The organism is Dyadobacter crusticola DSM 16708, from assembly GCF_000701505.1.
GTDB classification, from domain to species: Bacteria; Bacteroidota; Bacteroidia; order Cytophagales; family Spirosomataceae; genus Dyadobacter; species Dyadobacter crusticola.
The window spans coordinates 1-21,431 of record NZ_KL370787.1 but is presented as its reverse complement, the minus strand read 5'-3'; the positions used below and the strand labels follow the sequence as shown (position 1 = coordinate 21,431).

Annotated in this window: 24 protein-coding genes; 10 read left to right on the top strand and 14 right to left on the bottom strand. The window is 45.0% G+C overall.

The features are described 5' to 3' along the window. A complete protein-coding gene (locus tag Q369_RS0124765) occupies window positions 1-1,182 on the bottom strand; it encodes a DUF4271 domain-containing protein (RefSeq protein ID WP_031530408.1) in 1,182 nt (393 codons plus the stop codon). Between the two features lie 58 nt (window positions 1,183-1,240). After that, the gene (gene sucD / locus Q369_RS0124760) at window positions 1,241-2,119 is read right to left on the bottom strand and encodes a succinate--CoA ligase subunit alpha (protein ID WP_031530407.1); all 879 of its coding nucleotides are present in this window, start codon (window positions 2,117-2,119) and stop codon (window positions 1,241-1,243) included. Window positions 2,120-2,222: 103 nt separating this feature from the next. On the opposite strand from sucD, the gene Q369_RS0124755 reads away from it, so the two are divergent. Continuing rightward, on the top strand, window positions 2,223-2,825 hold the full coding sequence (locus Q369_RS0124755) for a DUF6962 family protein (RefSeq protein WP_031530406.1): 603 nt from the start codon (window positions 2,223-2,225) through the stop codon (window positions 2,823-2,825). 105 nt (window positions 2,826-2,930) lie between these two features. Further along, on the top strand, window positions 2,931-3,428 hold the full coding sequence (gene azu, locus Q369_RS0124750; RefSeq protein WP_031530405.1) for an azurin: 498 nt from the start codon (window positions 2,931-2,933) through the stop codon (window positions 3,426-3,428). Window positions 3,429-3,490: 62 nt separating this feature from the next. Here azu and Q369_RS0124745 read toward each other — a convergent pair whose 3' ends face one another. After that, the gene (locus tag Q369_RS0124745; RefSeq protein WP_031530404.1) at window positions 3,491-4,036 is read right to left on the bottom strand and encodes a TlpA family protein disulfide reductase; all 546 of its coding nucleotides are present in this window, start codon (window positions 4,034-4,036) and stop codon (window positions 3,491-3,493) included. Window positions 4,037-4,215: 179 nt separating this feature from the next. Here Q369_RS0124745 and Q369_RS0124740 point away from each other — a divergent pair, with 179 nt between their 5' ends. Beyond that, the gene (locus Q369_RS0124740; RefSeq protein ID WP_031530403.1) at window positions 4,216-5,559 is read left to right on the top strand and encodes a tetratricopeptide repeat protein; all 1,344 of its coding nucleotides are present in this window, start codon (window positions 4,216-4,218) and stop codon (window positions 5,557-5,559) included. Between the two features lie 135 nt (window positions 5,560-5,694). On the opposite strand, the gene Q369_RS0124735 is transcribed toward Q369_RS0124740, so the two are convergent. Genes Q369_RS0124735 through Q369_RS0124725 form a run of 3 tightly spaced genes read right to left on the bottom strand, consistent with a single transcriptional unit; the run spans window position 5,695 to window position 7,331 of the window. After that, complete coding sequence (locus Q369_RS0124735; RefSeq protein WP_031530402.1) at window positions 5,695-6,405, bottom strand: superoxide dismutase; 711 nt, start codon at window positions 6,403-6,405, stop codon at window positions 5,695-5,697. A gap of 25 nt (window positions 6,406-6,430) precedes the next feature. Beyond that, the gene (gene recR, locus Q369_RS0124730; RefSeq protein ID WP_031530401.1) at window positions 6,431-7,045 is read right to left on the bottom strand and encodes a recombination mediator RecR; all 615 of its coding nucleotides are present in this window, start codon (window positions 7,043-7,045) and stop codon (window positions 6,431-6,433) included. 10 nt (window positions 7,046-7,055) lie between these two features. Then, window positions 7,056-7,331, bottom strand: a complete 276-nt coding sequence (locus tag Q369_RS0124725) for an ATP-dependent Clp protease adaptor ClpS (protein WP_031530400.1) — start codon at window positions 7,329-7,331, stop codon at window positions 7,056-7,058. 108 nt (window positions 7,332-7,439) lie between these two features. On the opposite strand from Q369_RS0124725, the gene Q369_RS0124720 reads away from it, so the two are divergent. Further along, entirely contained in the window at window positions 7,440-8,915 is a 1,476-nt protein-coding gene (locus tag Q369_RS0124720; RefSeq protein WP_031530399.1) for a sodium:solute symporter, read from the top strand. A 286-nt stretch (window positions 8,916-9,201) separates the two neighbouring features. Then, window positions 9,202-9,597 (top strand): hypothetical protein, encoded by a 396-nt coding sequence (locus tag Q369_RS0124710; RefSeq protein WP_031530398.1) that lies wholly within the window; start codon window positions 9,202-9,204, stop codon window positions 9,595-9,597. A 52-nt stretch (window positions 9,598-9,649) separates the two neighbouring features. On the opposite strand, the gene Q369_RS0124705 is transcribed toward Q369_RS0124710, so the two are convergent. The 7 genes from Q369_RS0124705 to galE are packed head-to-tail and all read right to left on the bottom strand — an operon-like array spanning window position 9,650 to window position 16,757. Beyond that, entirely contained in the window at window positions 9,650-9,979 is a 330-nt protein-coding gene (locus Q369_RS0124705) for an MGMT family protein (RefSeq protein WP_031530397.1), read from the bottom strand. Further along, window positions 9,966-10,556 carry a DUF3109 family protein gene (locus Q369_RS0124700; protein WP_031530396.1) on the bottom strand — a complete coding sequence of 197 codons (591 nt, stop codon included), beginning with the start codon at window positions 10,554-10,556 and terminating at the stop codon, window positions 9,966-9,968. Before Q369_RS0124700 ends, Q369_RS0124705 begins: the two co-directional genes overlap by 14 nt. Before the next feature lie 11 nt (window positions 10,557-10,567). Beyond that, window positions 10,568-13,072 (bottom strand): LysM peptidoglycan-binding domain-containing protein, encoded by a 2,505-nt coding sequence (locus Q369_RS0124695; protein WP_031530395.1) that lies wholly within the window; start codon window positions 13,070-13,072, stop codon window positions 10,568-10,570. A gap of 33 nt (window positions 13,073-13,105) precedes the next feature. Further along, complete coding sequence (locus tag Q369_RS0124690) at window positions 13,106-13,747, bottom strand: O-methyltransferase (RefSeq protein WP_031530394.1); 642 nt, start codon at window positions 13,745-13,747, stop codon at window positions 13,106-13,108. A gap of 29 nt (window positions 13,748-13,776) precedes the next feature. Further along, a complete protein-coding gene (gene rfbA, locus Q369_RS0124685) occupies window positions 13,777-14,643 on the bottom strand; it encodes a glucose-1-phosphate thymidylyltransferase RfbA (protein ID WP_031530393.1) in 867 nt (288 codons plus the stop codon). 41 nt (window positions 14,644-14,684) lie between these two features. Further along, window positions 14,685-15,740 carry a dTDP-glucose 4,6-dehydratase gene (gene rfbB, locus Q369_RS0124680; protein ID WP_031530392.1) on the bottom strand — a complete coding sequence of 352 codons (1,056 nt, stop codon included), beginning with the start codon at window positions 15,738-15,740 and terminating at the stop codon, window positions 14,685-14,687. Further along, entirely contained in the window at window positions 15,741-16,757 is a 1,017-nt protein-coding gene (gene galE / locus Q369_RS0124675; protein ID WP_031530391.1) for a UDP-glucose 4-epimerase GalE, read from the bottom strand. Window positions 16,758-16,969: 212 nt separating this feature from the next. Here galE and Q369_RS0124670 point away from each other — a divergent pair, with 212 nt between their 5' ends. Continuing rightward, window positions 16,970-17,818 carry a transglutaminase-like domain-containing protein gene (locus tag Q369_RS0124670; protein ID WP_031530390.1) on the top strand — a complete coding sequence of 283 codons (849 nt, stop codon included), beginning with the start codon at window positions 16,970-16,972 and terminating at the stop codon, window positions 17,816-17,818. On the opposite strand, the gene Q369_RS0124665 is transcribed toward Q369_RS0124670, so the two are convergent. Beyond that, window positions 17,819-18,448, bottom strand: coding sequence for a 4'-phosphopantetheinyl transferase family protein (locus Q369_RS0124665; protein ID WP_031530389.1), 630 nt, complete (start codon window positions 18,446-18,448; stop codon window positions 17,819-17,821). A gap of 259 nt (window positions 18,449-18,707) precedes the next feature. Between Q369_RS0124665 and Q369_RS0124660 the strand changes: the two genes are divergently transcribed. The 4 genes from Q369_RS0124660 to Q369_RS28095 all read left to right on the top strand — a co-directional run. Continuing rightward, on the top strand, window positions 18,708-19,610 hold the full coding sequence (locus Q369_RS0124660) for a WD40 repeat domain-containing protein (protein WP_031530388.1): 903 nt from the start codon (window positions 18,708-18,710) through the stop codon (window positions 19,608-19,610). Between the two features lie 103 nt (window positions 19,611-19,713). Continuing rightward, a complete protein-coding gene (locus tag Q369_RS0124655; RefSeq protein ID WP_031530387.1) occupies window positions 19,714-20,733 on the top strand; it encodes a DivIVA domain-containing protein in 1,020 nt (339 codons plus the stop codon). Between the two features lie 6 nt (window positions 20,734-20,739). Beyond that, window positions 20,740-21,090, top strand: a complete 351-nt coding sequence (folB, locus tag Q369_RS0124650; protein ID WP_031530386.1) for a dihydroneopterin aldolase — start codon at window positions 20,740-20,742, stop codon at window positions 21,088-21,090. Between the two features lie 128 nt (window positions 21,091-21,218). Then, window positions 21,219-21,431: transposase (locus Q369_RS28095; RefSeq protein WP_035333825.1), on the top strand; the 213-nt coding region annotated here is incomplete at its 3' end.

Here is a 21,431-nt window from a genome sequence, read left to right as displayed (position 1 = left end):
TTACAAGGCAAATTTCATACTAACGATGAGCGGGATTATTTCAATAACGCAAAGGTACGAAAATAAATACAGATTAATCAACGAGCCCGGAGGCTTGGTAACCACGTACAGAGCGATAAAACGGGCTATATAGAAAAACAGGAAGGGTAAAACAACGTAGGCCCGCATGTCTGAAATCCAGCTCATATGATTGAAGCTCATTCCGAAAACGATCAGAAAAAAAGCACCATAAAACATATAAGAGGATTGTATTATTTTGATAAACAGGATATCCACCTGCTTATCCAGATTGAGCATATTTCCAGCCAGTAGCATACAAATGTATTTGACGTAGCTAAGCACAAAGAACAGTGTCGACAGGATCAGAAAATCGGCGAAGATCATGAGTGTGTTTGATTTCTCCGAAAGTATGCTGTTTACCGAAAACAGATTAAGCTTGTTGCTGGCAAAGAATAGAAGTACAAAGCTCATCCACATCGCGGTGATGATCGCGAAGAAGATAATTGCATTACTGTAAGGTTTATTGATCTTCGAAATCTGATCTCGCGGGTCGCCGTTGAAAAATTCAATGGGGTTGATCAGGCGCAGAAAGGAGAGCGGGTTCAGATTAAAAATCCACGCATTTAGTATCAATATCAGCACCAGAGCCAGTACCGCGAAATTACCAAACGGCGAAAATGAAATTGGTTTAATATTGATAAAGTTTGGCCGTGTACTGGTAAGTGTAGCTGCATCAGCACTGGTCTTTCTGTGACACAAAAGTGCTGCCTTATCATCAATTCCGGGACTGCCATAGATAGTTACGAGCAATTCGTCCTTCCTGTAAACTTTGAGCAGACTGTCAATACTAAGCTCCCGCCACTGATTGGGGTCAATGCGGGATTGTAGTGCGCCTTCGATGAAGAGATAGCTTTCCGCTTCGGCTGTCAACAGCAATGCATACCTGCGGTTCTTGACCAGATCAATGTAAAGGCTTACCGAACGCGAATCTTCATCAACACCCTGTGAATAGGGGACATAGTTCTTGTAAGCTGCATTGTAAACCAGCCAGTCGTTTTGGTAATTGTAAACAGGAAAATAGCGTTCGGGGAGCGTGACCTTTGCGGCGCTGAATGCAAAAGTCGCGAAAAACATAAATGCCGTAAAGAAAGCCCAACTGGTGCGTGTGAATACGGACTTCATAATTATAAAAGGGCGGGGTTTCCCCAGCCCTCTTAAAAGTGGTATGCGTAAATGTAGATTATTTTCTTCCAAGAGCAAGCAGCATCGTTTCGCCGATCAATGCAGGCGATTCAGCAACAAAGACACCTGACTCTTTCATGATTCTGATTTTAGCTTCTGCAGTATCGTCAGCTCCACCGATGATTGCACCGGCGTGGCCCATTCTGCGACCTTTTGGAGCAGTTTGTCCGGCGATAAAACCTACAACCGGCTTTTTGTTACCAGTCGATTTGATATAGTTGGCGGCATCTGCTTCCATGCTTCCACCAATTTCACCGATCATTACGATAGCTTCGGTTTCAGGGTCATTCATCAAAAGCTCAACTGCTTCTTTTGTAGTTGTTCCGATAATTGGGTCACCGCCAATTCCGATTGCAGTAGTTTGTCCTAGTCCTGCGCGTGTCAGCTGGTCAACTGCTTCGTAAGTTAAAGTTCCTGATTTTGAAACCAAACCAACAGTACCTTTCTTGAAGATAAAGCCAGGCATGATACCAACTTTACATTCTTCCGCAGTAATTACACCTGGACAGTTAGGACCGATCAGGCGGCAGTTCTTATTCTTGATATATTCTTTCGCCTGCATCATATCCTTGGTTGGGATACCTTCGGTGATACAAACGATTACGCCGATACCAGCATCAGCTGCTTCCATGATTGCGTCAGCGGCAAAAGCCGGTGGAACGAAAATAATAGCCACGTCAGCTCCGGTAGAACGAACAGCCTGATCAACAGTGTTGAATACAGGTCTTTCCAAATGAGAAAGTCCGCCTTTACCAGGGGTCACACCACCCACGACATTGCTACCATATTCAATCATCTGCTGGGCGTGAAAAGACCCTTCCGAACCGGTAAATCCCTGAACTATAATCTTAGAATTTTTATTAACTAAAACGCTCATGTTGGTAAATCAGTTTTTTTGGTAAAAGTAGAACGAAAAGCACGAAGTAGCAAAATGTAGCCAGAATTTGTAAATTGCTTTTTTGACAATCTGATGGGTGTTTATGGATATACTTAGCAATCCCCATATATTTTCTAATCTCGTTTTAAGCGGCACCAGTTTGTTCATTTTTTTCAGGTATTTCAATAATCAGCCTACCGTTACAAAATGGCTTTGGGGTATCTTTTTTATCAGTATAGCTGTTGTTGCATTGACGGACTTGCTCGTTTTTGCGGGAGTGGAACAAATGAAACCCGTCAGGGAAATTGCTGCTGCCGGAGAAATGACGCTTGGTGCTATGTGCCTGGTATCGGCATCGTGGTGTCTTTTAATGCGCTATAAAGGCGGGAATTTTCTGCTGTTTTCAACAGTTGCGCTGGGCCTGCTCCTATTTTACTGCATTACCTGGTTCAGGGTAGAATATGTGGGACTCATTATCAAATCCCTCTGCATTTTAGTAACCCTGCTGATATCCTGTGTGGGGCTTGCCAGCAGGCAGAAAAGCGCGCTCTGGGTTGTTATTTCGATGATGTTGCTGGCATTGTCGACCAAATCGGGTAAGCTTCCGATCCCGATGGACCCTGTCGATATTAACCATTATATGATGGTTTTGTCGGTGTTATGTGTGGGTAGAGCTGTGCGCGATCAGTACAAAATCCTGTTCTGACAGATTAGTTTTCAAACAATTGTTAATGAATTGTTTTTTTAAAACACCGTGTCGTAAATTGCACAGGTTAAATTTAATTAAACAAGTATACCTAATACTCATAACATGAAAACGACCAAGTATGGCGTAATGCTTCTTGCCTCAGTTCTGGCTTTCGGAGCAGTTACAATGAACCCTGTTCTGGCTAAGTTGATTCCTGCCAGCACAGTGGTGGACGATGCAAAACAAGTTAAAACCATCGTAATAAAAGGAACTGATGCAATGCAGTTCGACGTGAAAGAGATTAAGGTGAAGGCAGGACAAAAAGTGAAGCTTACACTTACTCACTCAGGTAAACTTGCAAAAACAGCTATGGGACACAACTGGGTATTGTTGAAACCAGGCGTTGACGTTGCAACATTTGGATCGAAAGCGGCAGCAGCCAGAGAAACAGAATACATTCCTGCATCTGAAAAAGCGAGCATTATTGCACATACCAAACTTGTAGGTGGCGGAGAAAGCGATACGATCGAATTCACAGCTCCTGCAAAAGGTACTTACACTTACATTTGCAGCTTCCCAGGTCACTATGCCCTGATGAAAGGTACTTTCGTAGTGGAATAAGCTTTGATAATATAGTTAACAGGAAAGGCGCTGATACCAGCGCCTTTCCTGTTATATGGGTTTCAGATTTCAGCAAGTTGCTTCTCGATCAGATCGATTACTTCGGGCCGGTCCCATTGAGAAGCGCCTATTTCCTGCGCCAAAATTTTTCCTTTGTAGATAATGTATGTTCTTGGAATTGCATTGCCGTCGAGCGCAGCGGGGTAGCTGCCTGTGTATTGATAAAATGGAAGCTGGTACCCCTTTCTTTCAATAAAGGGATTGACAGTAGCCGCGTCCTCGTCTGAGATAATGTAAAAAGCTACATCTTTATGTGACTTATATTTATCGTAAAGCTTTTGAATACCAGGCATTTCCATATTGCACGGCCCGCACCAGGTAGCCCATACATTGATAAATACAAGCTTGTTTTCGTCCATTGCCACAGGCTTTCCTTCGAGGTCAGTCATGGAAGTCAGGTATACCGAAGCGGGTTCACCAGTTTCTTCAACCATATCCTGCTCAGTTGCGACCGGCTCATCAGCGGACTTGAAGAATGCAAAGTATACAGCTGTAACTGCGATAATGAATAATAGTGCGACAAATATTCTTTTTCCTGCTGCTGTCATATCTGAAACGGTTTGTTAAATAGTATGTTGAACGGATGGTACCGCCATAAAAGTAACCAATATCCCCGACTAAGATTTACAAAAACCCGAACCATTTCTTTTTTTGATGCTAAAACGGAATTTGAATACTTTTATAGAATAATTACAATATATCTGATTTGAGGAAAAGGTTTACATTCATGAAATTCTTAGTATCTGGCGTCGCATTTCTATTTGCGCTTACCTTGTCTTGCCCCATTTTTGCCCAGCGTTCAGCCGCCGAATTCTTTGAAGAAGGAAATACAAAAGCCGGAACAGGCGATTTTAACGGCGCATTGCAGGCTTACACCACCGTTATTTCCATGAACCCTGAACACGCGCCAAGCTATTTCAACAGGGGGCTTGCGAAAGCAAATCTGAAAGACCACCGGGGCGCGATACTCGATTACGACAAAGCCATCGAACTCAGCCCGAAAGAATCTTTGTACTACCAAAGCAGGGGAGTGAGCAAGAGTTTGCAGGAAGATTACCGTGCTGCTATCGAGGATTATTCCAAAGCCATTGAACTGAATCCCGAAGAGCCCAAAGCTTACTACAACCGCGGTGTAAGCTACGCCAAGCTGAAAAATCATCGGCATGCATTGGCAGATCTCGATCGCGCGCTCGCATTGAACCCTGACGAGCTTGCTGCATTGTACGCAAGAGGGAACTGCAAGCAGGATTTACAGGAATACGCCGGAAGTCTGGCCGATTTCACGCGGGTAATTGAATTAAGCCCAAAAAGAACAGGCGCTTATGCTGGTCGCGGGCTGGCGAAATTGGAGCTCGGAGATTACCAGGGCGCCAGTGCTGATTTCACAAGAGCAATCGAATTAAGCCCCAATGATAGTGAGCTTTATGCAAACAGAGGTTTGGCGAAGAACAAATTGGAAGACTTTGGAGGAGCTATCATTGATTTTGATAAAACCATTCAACTCAATCCTGATCATTTTCAGGCGTATTACGGTCGTGGTTTTTCAAAATGGAAACTGAATGATCATCGTGGTTCAATTGCAGATTTATCCAAATCCATTGAACTGAAAAATACATACGTAGGTGATCCTAAGAAGATTGTCTATTCGGGGAAAATCAACCGGGAGAAGCTGGATGAACTTCGAGACCAAGTTAAAGAGAATGTCAAGATAGCTACATTGACCAACGAGCGCGCAGAGGCTTATTATATCAGAGGCATTACAAGAGCAAAAATCGGAGAGACGAAAGCTGCAATTCAGGACCTGACAACAGCAGTTGAACTCAATCCGACCTACTCAAATGCCTATTTTTCAAGAGCGATGATCCGCTCTGCCAGCGGCGACCAAATGGGTGCGGTATTGGATTTTACCAGTTCAATTAAACTCCGCTCCGACTATCCGGAAGCATATTACCTGAGAGGTATCCTGAAAAACAGCCTGGGTGAAATCAACGACGGCTGTCTGGATCTCAGCAAAGCCGGGGAATTGGGCTACCAGCAGGCCTATAAGGTCATTTCTTCGTTTTGTAATTAGTTTTTCGTAGGGGAGTGAAGGGAGGAAGTAAAAAGAGGATGGAGCCAGGGACTTACCGGCTCCATCCTCTTTTATTTAAGTACTCAGCTTCTTCCGTTCCCCTCCTCCTTCCTCCCATTCCTCCATTCTCCCTTCCTAAGCTTTCTTCATATTCGCAGCTACTTTCTCCCAGTTTACAACGTCCCAGAATGCTTTGATGTAATCTGGTCTTTTATTTTGGTAATGCAAGTAATAAGCGTGTTCCCAAACATCCAGTCCTAGGATCGGGGTACCTTTTAAGTCAGATACGTCCATGAGTGGGTTATCCTGGTTTGGCGTCGAGCCAACTGCTAGTTTTCCGTCTTTTGCAACCAGCCACGCCCAGCCAGAACCGAAACGGGTAGTAGCTGCCTTGCCGAATTCTTCTTTAAATTTGTCAAAAGAACCAAATTGTGCATTGATCGCGTCAGCAACTGCGCCGGTTGGTCCGGTGCCTTTTTTGGGTCCCATTACTTCCCAGAAGAAAGTATGGTTCCAGTGACCGCCGCCATTATTACGGATCGCAGCGGATGCTTTGCCTACAGACTTGATAATTTCTTCCAGCGACTTCTTCTCAAACTCGGTTCCTTTCACTGCATCGTTCAGATTTTTCACGTAAGCCGCGTGGTGCTTTCCGTAATGGATCTCCATTGTCATTTTATCAATGCTCGGTTCAAGAGCGCCGAAATCGTATGGAAGCGGGCTTTGCTTGAATGGCGCGGTTTCTGCCAAAATGGCTTCGGAATTTCCGGCAAAAGTGTGGTTGGCCAATGCTCCGGCAGTAAGTGCTCCACCGGCAAGTGTCCGCAAAAAATCTGTTCTATTCATAACGGTTCATTGAAATTGTTAATAATCAATCATAAGCCACCCGACTTATAATGCTGCGCCCGAGCGTAATTTCATCGGCATATTCCAGGTCTCCGCCAATGGGTACTCCGCGGGCAATCGTACTTATTTTAACTCCTGTGGCTTTAAGCCTTTTTTGTAGATAAAATGCTGTGGTATCTCCCTCCATCGTGGGACTTAATGCAAGGATGATCTCTTGAACCTGCGCGAACTCACCTGGATTTTCGACCCGTTCAATAAGCGAGTCAATGTGTAAATCGGAGGGTCCGATACCTTCCAGCGGCGAGATAATACCACCGAGTACGTGATATAAACCCTTGTATTGATTGGTAGATTCAATGGCAAGTACATCCCTCGTATCCACTACCACACAAATAATGCTTTGATCACGCTTCTGATTTGCGCAGATATTGCAGTAAATATCATCCGCGATATTGTGGCATTTGGCGCAGTAAGTGGTCTTGGTACGCATATCCAGCAAGGCATTCGAAAGAGACCGGGTTTGTTCCTCTTCTCTTTTGAGCAAATGTAATGCCAGCCGCAATGCGGTTTTTTTGCCAATGCCGGGAAGTCGGGAGATTTCGTTTACTGCATCCTCAATCAGGCGCGAGGGATAATTCATGAGCGTAAGGTTAATGTATTTCGGCTGAAATACCTCTCCGGCAAATTTCGTTCCGCATGCCGGCGAGTTCCTCAAATGCCCCTTCTTTCACGGAACACTTTCCCTTATAATGAATAATGATCGTACATTGTTCAGCCTGCTCGCTAGAATGCCCGCACACCTCTATCAAAGTATCTATCACCCAGTCGAAAGTATTCACATCGTCATTATAAATAATCAGCTTTTTAATGTCGGTGTCAATCGTTTCTTCCAGAATTTCTACATCTGTTTCTGTAAGCGCTTGCATAACAACCAAATTTCTGTTTGATTAGCAAATCTAATTAAAAACGCAGATTATTAGAAGCTTTCAGCCTTTTAATCCATTGCTCCACCAATCCAAAATCCCCCTTTTTTAATGAATCCGTACATTTCGCTGGTCATATTGGTAGTCTATTTTGGGATGCTGATTACGGTCTCCATTTACACTTCCAAAGGGGCGGATACAAATACATTTTTTACTGCTAACCGCCAGTCTCCGTGGTACCTGGTTGCATTTGGTATGATCGGAACTTCGCTTTCCGGGGTCACGTTTGTTTCAGTGCCGGGGGCAGTCGCCAATATTCAGTTTTCGTATTTTCAGGTTGTAATCGGGTATATTCTGGGATACCTTGTAATCGGTACCGTGCTGATGCCGCTTTATTACCGGCTCAATCTGATTTCCATTTATAGCTATCTCGAACAGCGTTTCGGCTTTTGGTCCTATAAAACAGGCTCAGGCTTTTTCTTGCTTTCACGTACAATCGGCTCTGCCGTAAGGCTCTACGTAGCTGCACAGGTTCTACAGCTGGCGCTATTTAAGCCGCTGGGCGTTCCATTCGAAGTGGCAGTCGCGATCACTATATTCCTGATCTGGATTTACACATTCAAAGGCGGTGTGAAAACTATTATTGTCACCGATACCCTGCAGACTTTCTTTCTGATCACTGCCGTAGTTCTGACGATCGTTTTGGTTTCCAGGGAGTTGAACCTGAGTGGGATCGGGGATATCTGGAACGCGGTGGATCAGAGCAAATACTCAAAGATCTTCTTTTGGGATGTCAATGATCCGAAGAACTTCTTTAAGCAGTTTTTTGCAGGTGTATTCATCGCCATTGTGATGACGGGCCTTGATCAGGATTTAATGCAGAAGAACCTGACTTGTAAAAACATAGGCGAGGCACAGAAGAATATGTTCTGGTTCACAATCGTGCTTGTGATCGTGAATTTCCTGTTCCTGTCCCTGGGTGCATTGCTTTACGTATATGCAGAAGCGCAAGGTATACCGGCGACAGCGAAGACAGACGATTTTTATCCAATGCTTGCATTAAACCACCTGGGTTTGCTGGTGGGTATCACCTTCCTGCTCGGTATTACCGCTGCTACTTATGCCAGTTCGGATTCAGCGCTTACCGCGCTGACAACTGCTTTTTGCATTGATTTTATGAATATTGAAAAGCGCCCCGAGGAAAAGCGTTCTTCCATTAAATTCTGGGTGCACATCATGTTCTCGGTTGTCTTCTATCTGGTGATCCTGATCTTCAACCGGCTGAACAGCAAAGAAGTAATTACAGCCGTTTTCGATCTTGCCGGTTATACTTACGGTCCATTGCTCGGACTTTTCTCTTTTGGCGCATTCTTGAAAAGACCGGTGAAAGACCGGTGGGTTCCACTGGTTTGCATTCTCGCACCGATTTTGACTTACATCATCAATGATCATTCTGCTGAATGGTTTAACGGATATAAGTTTGGCTTTGAGAGACTGATTATAAATGGGCTAATTACCTTCATCGGCCTTTGGTTGCTTCATGACCCGAAACCAAAGCTTACAGACAACTACGCTTCGGTCAGGTAAGCTGCAAAATCATAATTGTAAATGAAGCTGTGGCAAATAAAAACGGGCGTCACAGTAACAGCTGAAATGTTCGCTTACGATGTAAAATGTTCGGTTCTGAACAACTTCTTTCTGGCTGGTTTTGAAAATGAAAAGTTCGTATTAATATCGTATATACCTGTAAATCAAGTGTTTGAAAGCTAAATTTTGTGTGTAAAATTTAGTAAACAGCGAACGTGGCACATCCTTTTTTATTTAGAGAGCAACCATGCAGGTGCATGCAGCCAAACTTTAAATACTATTAGCCATGAAAATTTCAAACATCTCAAACCTGTTCTGCGCATTAGCGCTCACATTGTCACTCGCTTCTTTCACCACTGACAAAAAGAAAAACACAGAAGAAAAAGACGCGACCGCAGTAGCATTCGACGCTAGTCTCTACAAGATCTCGGACAGCAACAAAGTCAGACTGTCTGTGAATAAAGCTACAAACGACAAGGTAAAAGTGATCGTAAGGGACAAAGCAGGGAATGTATATTACTCAGAAGTGTTCAATAATAAAGGGTCCAAATACCGTCGCGTATTCAACCTTGACGAAATGAACGACGGAACTTACTACTTTGAAATGCAGAACGGAGGCAGTAAATTGATCAAGGAAGTTCAGATTGAAAGTACGAGCGAAAAGTTGATATCATTGCAATAAGGTTCACCATGAAACAAACAATCCCGACCTCGGCCGGGATTGTTTTCGTTTATCATAGTTCCTTTTCCGGATCCCAGAAGCAGACTTTCCAGTTTTGGATCTTGTTATTTCTTACAATTACACCTTCGCTTTCGAGCCTTTCCTGCATGGTAGTAGGTGTTTCAAAAAGCGCAGAAGCAGTAAGTTCTCCCTGGCTGTTTACAACCCGGTGTGCAGGGATACCTTCACGCGTATAACTGTTCCCCATTGCCCATCCAACCATTCTCGCACCACGGTTGTTTCCCAGGTATTTGGCAATAGCACCGTAAGAAGTAGCGCGTCCAGGCGGTATCTGGCGTACTACATCATACACGTCGTTAAAGAATGCATTATCTTTTTTCATTGGCTCTTGCCTCTTCACGCTCGCCAATTTCGTGGGTTAGCTGATCGTACCATTCTGTTCCATAAGCACGTATCAGCGGCTCCTTCAGGAATTTGTACACAGGCACACCAAGCTGTTTACCAAAGTCACAGGCAGGACTGCAGATGGACCAGCGGTCGTAATTCAGCGCGTGAAATTCGTCATATTTTGTGACCCGAATGGGATATAAATGGCAGGAGATTGGTTTTTTGTAGCTGATCTTGCCGTCGAGATAGGCCGCTTCAATGCCGCATTTAAGAATGTTATTTTCGTCGTAAATAGCGTAAGCGCATTCCTTGCCATCGATAATAGGCGTCACAAAATCACCATCCCAATCTTTGGTTGAAGTGCCTTGCTCGGCAATCGCTTTTTTCCCTGATTCTGTCAGGTAAGGCGCAACCATCGGGTATATTTCGTCCAGAATTGCGATTTCTTCTTCGTCAAGCGGGGCACCTGAATCTCCTTCTACACAGCAAGCACCTTTGCATTTGTCCAGATTACAGACAAAAAGCTGGTCTTCAATATCGTCACTAATACAGGTATGGTCAATTAAAATCATGGGTTCTCTTACTACTGCTGAGGTATTTTAAGTTTTTGTCCCACCATAACGCTATTTCCTGAGATATTGTTTAATCTCTTAAGTTCTTCAATGGAAGTACGATAGGTTTGTGCAATGCGGAAAAGTGTTTCACCGGCCGCAACGATGTGGGTCTGAGCACCGCCACTGATCGCTTGATTAACAGCTTCATTGTCCGACGGGTTACCAGCATCCCGCCTTACCCGCAGCCGCTGGCCCGTTTTAAGTTTGTCAGAAGTACTGAGGTTGTTCAATTCAAAAAGCTCTCTGATGGTCAGACCGTAGGCTCTTGAAATGCTGTAGTAAGTCTGTCCACCCTGCGCAACGTGAAACTCTGCATTCGGATCTGCGGTCAGTCTGGTTTCGTGCTTGATTTCTTCCGGAGTCTTAAATGTTGCCGCAGGCTCGCTGCGTGTCACTGCAATTCTTTCAGGAGCTGTTTTTTCAGGAGTTGCTCTTTCAGCCACAGGCGCAGCTGCATTTTCCGTACCTGATTTGCTTACAATCAATTTCTGGCCGACAACCAATCTTGCCTGAGCGCTTCTGTTGTTAAGATCGAGAAGCTCACGTAATGAGAGATTGTATTTGCTTGCAATACCAAAGTAAGTGTCGCCTGAAACAACAGTGTGCGTTGCCGCCGCCGCAGTAGTTCCAGCACTTGTAGAAACCTCCTTTGCTGCATTCTCTCGCGCAGCACGTTCTTCCGCCGCAGCTCTCTGGCGTGCATACACCGATGTGGAAGCAGTTGTTCTCGTTTCGTTTGGCGTAACTACTTTCGACGGACCGTCAGCTTTTGCAATCGGCCGTTGCTCCTCAGTGGATTTGAATGAGGTATCGGTATTATCCTGCGTGATGATCACAACTCTGTCGTCAGATTCCTGCATTGTTCCTGGCTGTTTGGAAGCAGGGGCCACAGCGCCGGTTTTAGGTACCGATGTTGACGCGGTTACCGGAGGAACTGTAGCGGGCGAAGCTGTTGAAGCAGCAGGGGAGACAGTCTCGGTTGGCCTGGTTTCAGCAGGAGTGGCCGATTCTGTTTTTTCAACCAGTACAGGCGTGTATTTCTTTCTGCCAGACGGTTTGTCCGGAATGGTGTTAGCAGCAGTAGCCGGCGTTTTCTCCGGAACAACAGCAATGACAGGATCTTTCGCAGCAGGAGGCGTAGTCTGCGGCGGCGCTATAATCTCTATCGGCTGTTTCCTCGGCCGTTTTTTGTCCAGGAACAGAACCTGTCCTGTTTGGATCGGATAGTTCCGGCTGGTAGTACGGTTGTATTTCAAAAGATTGACCAAGCGCACGCCATATTGCTGCGACACACTGTGCCAGGTATCTCCCGGCCTCGCGGTATGGAAGGGGGTAGATGCTTTTTTATGCTTTCTTGATAAGTAATATACCTGCCCTGGAACTAGCGGCATTTCGGCAAGCATATCATTGTAACGCATGAATTTCGGTGTCCTGAGCCCACCTGCCTTAGCCAGCGTTTTAGGTTTGGCGCCCGGAGTTGCTTCAACCCCTTTCAGTCCGTTGATCTCGTATAATGCAGGACTTTGGGAAGGCGGCGAGGTCTTTTTAAGAACCGGATAGCCGCTCTCCTCATAGACTGATGCAACAGTAGTCTGCTGGGGAGGAAGTGACAATTTTTCACGTACTTCAGCCACCTGCGACACAGGCACAGGAATGGTTACCAGATATTCTCGGTCAGAAGGGATCTTATCATCTACAAGCCACCTGTTATAGTTTTTCAGCTCTGCCGAACTAATGCCCAGTGAAGTTGCAATCTGGTCGAGAGACTTGCCTTTTCCCAGATCGGACTCGATCAGTACCAATGTATTTGGGGACTTATACCTTTCAATTCCAGCCTCTAATGCGATTTTGTGTGCAAAAAAGCGGAGCATGTAGCGGTCAGTTTTAGCTGTAAGTGTCACCTCACGCGCATAAGCCCAGCTCGCAGGGACGATTTTCCTCACGCCGCCTGCACCCAGATAATAGGAGTACAATGTAGTTACCCAGTTGTTGAACTGCTGGTTGTTTTTCTTAAGATACCAGGCCGCAGCGTGTGTGGATGAACTGATGTTTTTACGCTCATCAATCTTGTCATCCACTCTCAGGTTTAATCCGATTGCAGTTTCCGGTTTGAACTGCCAATAGCCAACTGCATTGGAGGTAGAAATCACATCCGGGCGGAACGAGCTTTCTTGCACTGCAAGGTATTTGAAGTCAATGGGAACTTCTTCGTCCATTAAAATACCTTCAACAATCGGGAAATGCAGGATAGCCCTGTCCATTTTCTCTTCCCAAAACTTCTTATTCGACATCAGGCTTTTTACATCCTCTTCAATCAGATTCTGTGCACCCCTGTCAAACTTTACCGTAATGCCGCCAAAAGATACACTGGCTGGTATCTCTGGGGTTTGCGAAAAAGACTGACTGATTGTAACAAGCGACAAAATCCACGCAACTGCAAGGTACTTGATGTTCTTAATGAAAGTTCTGGCCATAAAATATTGGTACTTGACTTACTGATTGTGTGCTTAATTTTTTTGAAGTATCATTAATCCGTCGCGGATTGGGAGCAGCACATTGGAAACGCGGCTATCCTCGTGAACCATACGGTTGAAATCCAGCAACGCCCGGGTGTCTTTGTCCAGCTTAATGCCTTCCTGAATGACTTTGCCACTCCAGAGTACATTATCGGCGATAATAAAACCGCCCTTTCTTACCTTTTCAAGACAAAGGTTAAAATAAGAAGAATAATTGATTTTGTCCGCATCGATAAAAACCAGATCGAAAGTGTCTTCCAGATCCGGAATCAGGTCGAGGGCATTACCAATCAGGTATTTGATGGAGGAGGAGTACGAAGAACGGTCGAAGAAACCGCGGGTAAATGTTTCAAGTTCTTCGTTGATATCAATGGTAACCAGTTTCCCGCCTGGATTGAGCCCTTCGCAGAGACATAATGCAGAGTAGCCCGTGTAAGTGCCGATTTCCAGGATTCTGTCAGGTCTGATCATCTTCGAAATCATCGACAAAAACCTGCCCTGTAAATGCCCTGAAAGCATACGTGGATTGAGAATGTTAGCGTGTGTCTCTCTGTTTAAAGACTTCAGCAACTCACTCTCATTTTCCGTATGCAGTACGGAATACTCCTCAATTTCCTCTGCCAAAAACTTCATTTAAATAATCCGGACAAAAGAGCCGACGATCAACCGTTGGCTACAATGCGTTCAAGATAAGTGCCATAGCCACTTTTCACGAGAGGCTTGGCGATTTCACGTAACTGGTCTGCAGTAATAAAGCCCATTCGGTAAGCGATCTCCTCAATGCAGCCGACCTTTAAACCCTGGCGCTCTTCAATCACCTGTACAAATTGCCCGGCCTGCATCAGCGATTGGAAGGTACCTGTATCCAGCCACGCTGTTCCACGGTTCAGTACACCTACTTTGAGCTTTCCGCGTTCGAGGTATACCCTGTTAACGTCAGTAATTTCCAGCTCGCCACGTGGGGAAGGCGGGATGGTTTTAGCAATTTCAACAACGTCGTTATCATAGAAATACAAGCCCGGTACCGCGTAGTTTGACTTCGGCGTAGTCGGTTTTTCTTCTATCGAAAGAACATTGTTGGATTTGTCGAATTCCACAACTCCGTAACGCTCAGGATCGTGTACCTGGTATGCGAAGATTACACCACCGTCGGGATCGTTGTTGGATTGTAAAAGCTGCGATAAGCCGGATCCGTAAAAGATGTTATCTCCCAGGATCAGTGCTACTTTCTCATTGCCGATAAACTCCTCGCCAATGATAAATGCCTGCGCCAGTCCGTCCGGACTTGGCTGCACTGCATAGCTGAACTGACAGCCTAGCTGGCTACCGTCTCCAAGCAGCTTTTCAAAGTGAGGCAGGTCGTGCGGGGTAGAAATAATGAGTATCTCGCGAATGCCCGCCAGCATGAGGATAGACAGCGGGTAGTAGATCATTGGTTTGTCGTAAACGGGCATGAGCTGTTTACTAACTGCCAATGTCAAGGGGTGCAACCTGGTTCCGGAGCCCCCGGCCAATATAATGCCTTTCATAAAGTGAGTTCTGTTTGGAGTGAGCGACTAATTGTCCGGAATTATCTTTCCGAGTACATTTCGTCGTAGTATTTCTGGTATGTTCCGGAGGTAACGTTGTTAAGCCACTCCTGGTTGTTGAGGTACCAGTCTACTGTTTTTTCAAGCCCCTCGGCAAATTGCAGGGAAGGTTTCCATCCCAACTCGTTGGAAAGCTTGGTAGCATCAATCGCATAACGCAAATCGTGCCCTGCGCGATCGGTCACGTAAGTGATCAATTGTGCGGTTTCCCCTTCTTCGCGGCCCAGCTTTTTGTCCATAATGGAACAAAGCAGCATAACCAGGTCAATGTTTTTCCATTCGTTGTGACCGCCGATATTGTACGTTTCACCATTTGCTCCGTCGTGGAAAATCACGTCGATTGCTCTGGCGTGGTCTTCTACAAAAAGCCAGTCGCGGATGTTCTCGCCTTTTCCATAAACCGGAAGTGGTTTTTTCTGGATGATATTGTGGATCATCAAAGGAATCAGCTTCTCAGGAAAGTGATTTGGTCCGTAGTTATTGGAGCAATTTGAGATCACAACAGGCAATTTATAAGTGTTGTGATAGGCTCTTACAAAATGATCAGAAGATGCTTTGGAAGCTGAGTAGGGGGAGCGGGGATCATATTTGGTTGTTTCCAGAAAGAAAGTGCCCGGATCGTGCAGCTCACCATAAACTTCATCTGTTGAAACGTGGTAGAAACGGTGGTTTTGAAGATCTTCTTTCCAGGCATTTTTTGCCGAGTTCAGCAGGTTTACTGTTCCAACCACATTCGTCATTACAAATGACATCGGGTCAGAAATGGAACGGTCGACGTGACTTTCTGCTGCCAGGTGAACAACGCCGAAAAAGTCGTGCTCGGTAAAAAGCTTGTCGATGAACGCTGCGTCCACGATGTCGCCTTTTACAAATGTATAATTAGGTGCATTTTCAATGTCACGGAGGTTTTCGAGGTTACCTGCGTAAGTAAGTGCATCCAGGTTGAAAATGTGGTAGTCGGGATGGGAAGTGACAAAGCGGCGTACTACATGTGAGCCGATGAAGCCGGCACCGCCTGTGATCAGGATTTTTTTCATTTACTGAGCTGTTATTTTTAATTGCCAGTTCCATGCATCGCGCAAAGCGTCTGCAATGGTTTTCTCGGCAGTCCATTTCATTACATTATTGACTTTGTCAGACTGCGCGTAAATCTTTTCCACATCCCCTTCGCGGCGCGGCCCGATCGTATAGTTTAATTTGACTCCGTTTACTTCTTCAAAAGTATTGATCAGCTGTAAAACGGTATAGCCTTCGCCGGTGCCTACATTGAACACATCGTAGTAGTTGGTTTCGGTTTCAGATTGCAGCAATTCCAGTGCTTTTACGTGCGCTTTGGCCAAGTCAACCACATGTATAAAATCACGGATGCAAGTTCCGTCGGGCGTATCATAATCGTTTCCGAAAACCGTCAGTGATTTGCGAAGACCAGCGGCAGTCTGCGTGATAAAAGGTACAAGATTGCTTGGTACGCCATTTGGCAGCTCACCAATCAGCGACGATTCGTGTGCACCGATCGGGTTGAAGTATCTCAGAGAAATTGCTTTGATACCCGGTTTGGAGTAAGTATGATCACGAATGATATCCTCGCCGATCGCTTTTGTATTTCCGTAAGGCGAAGTAGCAGGCTTTCTTGGGGTATTTTCTGTAACTGGAATCGCGTCAGGTTGACCGTAAACTGTGCAGGAAGAAGAGAAAACAAAGTTAGGAACATTGAACTCCTGCATTGCGCGTAGAAGGACCAGCAGCGAGATAATGTTGTTTTCGTAGTAGTTCAAAGGTTTTTCAACCGATTCACCGACCGCCTTGTAAGCTGCGAAGTGGATTACTCCGTCGAACTGCTCTTGTGCAAAAAGATCGCGGACCTGGTCTGCATTGTTGCAGTCGATTTCGTAGAACGGAAAATCTTTACCAGTGATCTTTTTAATCCCTTCCAGAACATCCCGGTTTGAATTATAAAGGTTGTCAACAATGACCGGTTTAAAACCCGCTCTGTCCAACTCCACAACAGTGTGGGAACCTATAAATCCGGCTCCTCCGGTAACGAGAATTTTCATGCCCAAAATCTAATTTTAATGATTATCGCTGATATAGCTGCTTGTGAAAAACGCCTTTAAGTATGCAATAAAACAGAATTCAGGGTATGATAACAACTTAAAGTGATTATCTGGGAGAGGTTTTTTTCCCGGGCAAAAGTAGAAAATTTGGCTTCTATAAAAAAAAAATGTTTTTATTTATCCGTTGGTTGTTAAATGCAGATTTGAGGAAAATGAACCAGAGAGAAATAAAGGCACTGATATCCTTACTTGATGACGAAGATCACGAAGTAAGCCAGCACGTTGAAGGCAAAATCCTGTCACTTGGAGGAAGCGTTATCCCGTTTTTGGAAACAGAATGGGAGGAAAGCTTTAATCCTCACGTGCAAAGAAAAATAGAAGAACTGATCCACGAACTGCAGCTCAGCATTATGATAGAGCGGCTGCAAGCCTGGAAAAATGGTGGCGGTCTGGATTTGCTGGAAGGTATGTGGATTATTGCCACTTATCACTATCCAGACCTGTCCATTGAAAAGCTGAGAACCACCATTGAGCAGCTTTATTACGATATCTGGATACAGTTTCAGGAAGAAATGAATGCGGTTGATCAGATTAAACGCATTAACAGCTTGTTCTTTGGCGTAATGAACTTTGCGGCGAATACCAAGAACTTCCATTCGCCTTCCAATTCAATGATCAATGTAGTACTGGAAAGCCGCCGCGGTAACCCGATCACATTGTGCGTGATTTACCTGCTGATTGCTAGAAAGCTTGGCATGCCGGTTTACGGAGTTAATCTTCCCAATCTTTTCGTGCTGACGTACAAGAGCGACAAGACGCAGTTCTATATCAATGTATTTAACCGCGGGATCATTTTTTCCAAGACGGATATTGACCACTACATTGCCCAGCTGAATATCAAATCGAAAGAGATCTTTTATCAGCCCTGCACCAACCTTGAAATCGTGCAGCGCGTATTGCGGAATCTGATCTTGTCGTATGAAAAAACCAGCGAGCAGGATAAAATGCAGGAGATTGAGAAGATATTGAAGTCGACGCTTGACGAGCCGGAGGAGAATTAATCAGAGGGCGATGGCAAGGCAATGTCCGTCAAACCACCTGATGTGTATTCTGGAACTTACGATCTTGTCTTCGTCTGTCAGTTTTCCTTCTGCCAATACCTGTTCAACGGAGAACGGCTGAATGCGGATTGCCTCTTTAAAACTGATCTTTTTCTTCCCGTACATTTTATAGAGTGCTTCCTTGGCGCACCAGTAAATGCTCAGCCTTGAAATGTCGTTTTCAGCGTGGGCAAATTCTTCGGGAGAGAGGTACTTATTGGCAGTCCGCTGCAACTTTGCGTCGCTTTTCTCCATATCAATGCCAACAGCTGCGCTCGGATTGATCGCCACTGCCACAAATTCAGATGTATGCGTAATGGAGATATGGGATTCATTGTCGATCAGAAAAGCTTTGCCGTGTTCGTCCTTGTGCAAGCCAACGTAAGCAATGCCAAAACGCTCTGCCAGGGTTTTAATCAGCATCCGACTGGCCAGCCACTCCCTGACTTTCTGAGGGTGTGAAATGTTGTTCAACTCTTCAATATTGAAGCGGTTACCCAGGTTTTCCCTTAGTTCAGTTTCAGTTTCAGTTAACTTCCACAGCAGCAGTGTACAGGTCTCTTCGATCATCTCGGAATGAACGAGCGGCATAGTTATTCTGTTTAAAACGGATTGGAGCTTTTTAGCTGTTCGGTTGCAGCTAGCTATTGGCTGTTAGCTCCTTTTTTTCAACACAGTAATCGAATTGATTGTTGTTAGGCAAAATAACCGCTTAAATCGTAAAATAAATTCAAATCATCGATCACAATCCTTATTTTCCACAGCTTAACGCAAGGCTAGTCCCTGAAAATTAACAGCTAACAGCTCAGGGCTAAAAGCCAACAGCTGAAAAAGCTAATCACCAAAAACAATGAATATTCACAAAGTAGATACTTTTTCCGGTCATCGGGATAGTGTCTATACAATTATTTCAGATTCGACTTCCCACGGTTTTTATTCTGCCGGCGGCGACGGATTTGTCATTCAATGGGACCTGAACAAGCCAGACCTCGGTAACCTGGTAGCGCGCGCGGGCACCTCCGTCTATGCGCTCGCCCTCAATCCTGAGGACCAAAAGCTCTGGATCGGGCAGAATTACGAAGGAATCCAGCTGCTGGACACCGTGAGCAATAAGATTGAGAAAACATCGAAGATTACAGCCGCCGCTATTTTTGACATCAAGATATCGGGTGAAAATGCATTAATCGCTACCGGAGACGGGGTGATCATTGTCGTGGATATACCGAGCTTTTCAGTTCGTAAGCACATTAAGGTTTCGGGTAAAAGTGTGCGGTCGATTGCAGTCAATCCTTATACCAATGAATTCGCAACCGGCGACAGTGAATGCAATGTACATATCTTTGATCTGGATGGTTTTGTATTAAAAAAGACAATCCAATCACATTCAAACTCCGTTTTCTCCGTTAGGTATTCGCCGGACGGTCATTATCTTTTCACAACCGGGCGCGATGCGCACCTGAAAATTTGGGATGTAAATGATGCTTATGGAACAGTAGCCGATATTCCGGCTCACATGTACGCTATCAACGACATTGCATTCAGTCCCGACCAGCAATTATTTGCAACCTGCAGTATGGACAAATCGATTAAAGTCTGGGATACTGCAACTTTCAAATTGAAGAAAATCATCGACCGGGCACGTCACGCCGGGCATGGAACTTCGGTTAATAAACTCCTCTGGACAACCTGTGAAAACCAGCTGATATCATGCAGCGACGACCGTATGATATCGGTCTGGAAAGTGGCCGAATAGCATACTTATAATATGGTATTATTGGCAAATACTTTGAAAAATGACGCATATATCTTTAACTTACACGACTGATTTTATCTAGTAACAAAGCTTTGAACGCATCATGAAAATATCCGCGATAGAGATACGCAAGCATACTTTTGAAAAGATTTTCAGAGGTTACGACCCGGACGAAGTAGATGCTTTCCTGAATTCACTGTCCCAGGAATGGGAGCGATTTTCGAGTGAAAACAGCTTGTTAAAAATGCAGCTCGAATACGCGGAAAAAGAGCTTAGTAAGTTAAAAGACATAGAATCAACGCTGTTTCGCACACTTAAAGCGGCAGAAGATACAAGTAAGCTGATTGAGAAAGAAGCACACGAGCTGGCCGAAAAAAGAATCGAAGAATCAAAATCCACAGCCAACGATCTGGTGTCGGAAGCAGAAGCAAGAACCAGCCAGATTATACGGGAAACCGAAGATCGTTTAAAGCAGTTTAAGGAAGATTTTGCAACTGAAATAAAACGTCAGGAGCGCGACTTCAGAGCGATTGAAAATTTCAGGGATAACCTCATTGTACAGCTCACTTCGCTGGCTAATAATACCATTGATACTGTTGAACGTTTTGAGCAGAAATACGATAAAGAGTCTGTTCTCAACAAGATGGAGGAAATCAAGCAGCACGTTTCTGAAATTGAAATTCCAAAGAAGCCCAGCTATCACATCCCGGCAATGGAAGTAGCAAGGGAAGCGGAGCCCGAGGAACATGAAGCGGAAGTAGCTGTCATTTTGCAGGACGACAAGCCGGAAGTTGTTTTTGAAATGACGCGGGAAGAAGAAGAGCCTGAAATCGTTGATGTGGAGGAGGGAGCAATTCCGGAGGCTGCATTTGAGCAGGAAGAACTTAATGCAATCGAAGAGCCAGAACCCATTGCCGCGCCTGAACCTGTAGAAGAAGAGATAGTTTATAACAAGCCGCGTGAAACGGTGAGAAGTGCAGCTGACGAAGCAAATGAAGCACTGGCTGAAATGCATAAATCAGCAGAAAAGGCGCGGGATACCGCATCAACCATCAACAGACCGCGCGAGACTGTGCAACCTAAGAAAACAGGCGGTGGCGGTTCATTCTTTGACCAAATCTAAGTGACATTGGGAACTATCAGCCTGGAAGGACTTGAGTTTTTTGCTTACCACGGATATTACCCCGAGGAACAAAGGATAGGCAACAAATATGCGCTTGATATTACAATCACAACCGATTTTTTTAAAGCAGCGCAAGCCGACAAACTCAGCGAAACGGTCAACTACGAAACGATCTACCAGATCGCCTCAAAAGTAATGCAAGAGCCAGCCAAGCTGCTGGAACACATTGGTTTCAATGTCATTGAAAAAATAAGAGAGCATTACCCGCTTGTCGCAAACATCAAAGTGCGGGTCTCCAAATTCAATCCGCCGGTAGGAGGGGTCTGCACCCGGGCGGTGATTACGATGGAGGGTTAGTCTTCGACTGCGCTCAGACTGACAGAACGAAAAGAGGCTGTCTCAAATGAGGCAGTCTTTTTTCATTTTAGAGGTTTGGGTAATTTTTCTGGATTGATTATCTTTAGTTATAAGCAAACCAAAGAAAAATGGGTCGCCGACAGCCTAATTTCAAGCCTTATCACCAGCATCAGTTGATGCTGCTTCCTCCAAGTTTAGAAGATCTTGTCCCCAAAGGGCACGTTGTCCGGGTGGTCAACGATGTGATCAATAAGATCAATTTAGAGCCGCTCAATGCCGCCTACTACCTGACCGGTCCGGCAAGTTACCATCCCCAGATGCTGTTAAAAGTGCTCGTATTT

Bases quoted from the DNA above. Each gene is read 5' to 3' on its own strand.
- Q369_RS0124765 (WP_031530408.1), bottom strand. From the start codon at position 1,182: ATGAAGTCCGTATTCACACGCACCAGTTGGGCTTTCTTTACGGCATTT.
- sucD (WP_031530407.1), bottom strand. From the start codon at position 2,119: ATGAGCGTTTTAGTTAATAAAAATTCTAAGATTATAGTTCAGGGATTT.
- Q369_RS0124755 (WP_031530406.1), top strand. From the start codon at position 2,223: ATGGATATACTTAGCAATCCCCATATATTTTCTAATCTCGTTTTAAGC.
- azu (WP_031530405.1), top strand. From the start codon at position 2,931: ATGAAAACGACCAAGTATGGCGTAATGCTTCTTGCCTCAGTTCTGGCT.
- Q369_RS0124745 (WP_031530404.1), bottom strand. From the start codon at position 4,036: ATGACAGCAGCAGGAAAAAGAATATTTGTCGCACTATTATTCATTATC.
- Q369_RS0124740 (WP_031530403.1), top strand. From the start codon at position 4,216: ATGAAATTCTTAGTATCTGGCGTCGCATTTCTATTTGCGCTTACCTTG.
- Q369_RS0124735 (WP_031530402.1), bottom strand. From the start codon at position 6,405: ATGAATAGAACAGATTTTTTGCGGACACTTGCCGGTGGAGCACTTACT.
- recR (WP_031530401.1), bottom strand. From the start codon at position 7,045: ATGAATTATCCCTCGCGCCTGATTGAGGATGCAGTAAACGAAATCTCC.
- Q369_RS0124725 (WP_031530400.1), bottom strand. From the start codon at position 7,331: ATGCAAGCGCTTACAGAAACAGATGTAGAAATTCTGGAAGAAACGATT.
- Q369_RS0124720 (WP_031530399.1), top strand. From the start codon at position 7,440: ATGAATCCGTACATTTCGCTGGTCATATTGGTAGTCTATTTTGGGATG.
- Q369_RS0124710 (WP_031530398.1), top strand. From the start codon at position 9,202: ATGAAAATTTCAAACATCTCAAACCTGTTCTGCGCATTAGCGCTCACA.
- Q369_RS0124705 (WP_031530397.1), bottom strand. From the start codon at position 9,979: ATGAAAAAAGATAATGCATTCTTTAACGACGTGTATGATGTAGTACGC.
- Q369_RS0124700 (WP_031530396.1), bottom strand. From the start codon at position 10,556: ATGATTTTAATTGACCATACCTGTATTAGTGACGATATTGAAGACCAG.
- Q369_RS0124695 (WP_031530395.1), bottom strand. From the start codon at position 13,072: ATGGCCAGAACTTTCATTAAGAACATCAAGTACCTTGCAGTTGCGTGG.
- Q369_RS0124690 (WP_031530394.1), bottom strand. From the start codon at position 13,747: ATGAAGTTTTTGGCAGAGGAAATTGAGGAGTATTCCGTACTGCATACG.
- rfbA (WP_031530393.1), bottom strand. From the start codon at position 14,643: ATGAAAGGCATTATATTGGCCGGGGGCTCCGGAACCAGGTTGCACCCC.
- rfbB (WP_031530392.1), bottom strand. From the start codon at position 15,740: ATGAAAAAAATCCTGATCACAGGCGGTGCCGGCTTCATCGGCTCACAT.
- galE (WP_031530391.1), bottom strand. From the start codon at position 16,757: ATGAAAATTCTCGTTACCGGAGGAGCCGGATTTATAGGTTCCCACACT.
- Q369_RS0124670 (WP_031530390.1), top strand. From the start codon at position 16,970: ATGAACCAGAGAGAAATAAAGGCACTGATATCCTTACTTGATGACGAA.
- Q369_RS0124665 (WP_031530389.1), bottom strand. From the start codon at position 18,448: ATGCCGCTCGTTCATTCCGAGATGATCGAAGAGACCTGTACACTGCTG.
- Q369_RS0124660 (WP_031530388.1), top strand. From the start codon at position 18,708: ATGAATATTCACAAAGTAGATACTTTTTCCGGTCATCGGGATAGTGTC.
- Q369_RS0124655 (WP_031530387.1), top strand. From the start codon at position 19,714: ATGAAAATATCCGCGATAGAGATACGCAAGCATACTTTTGAAAAGATT.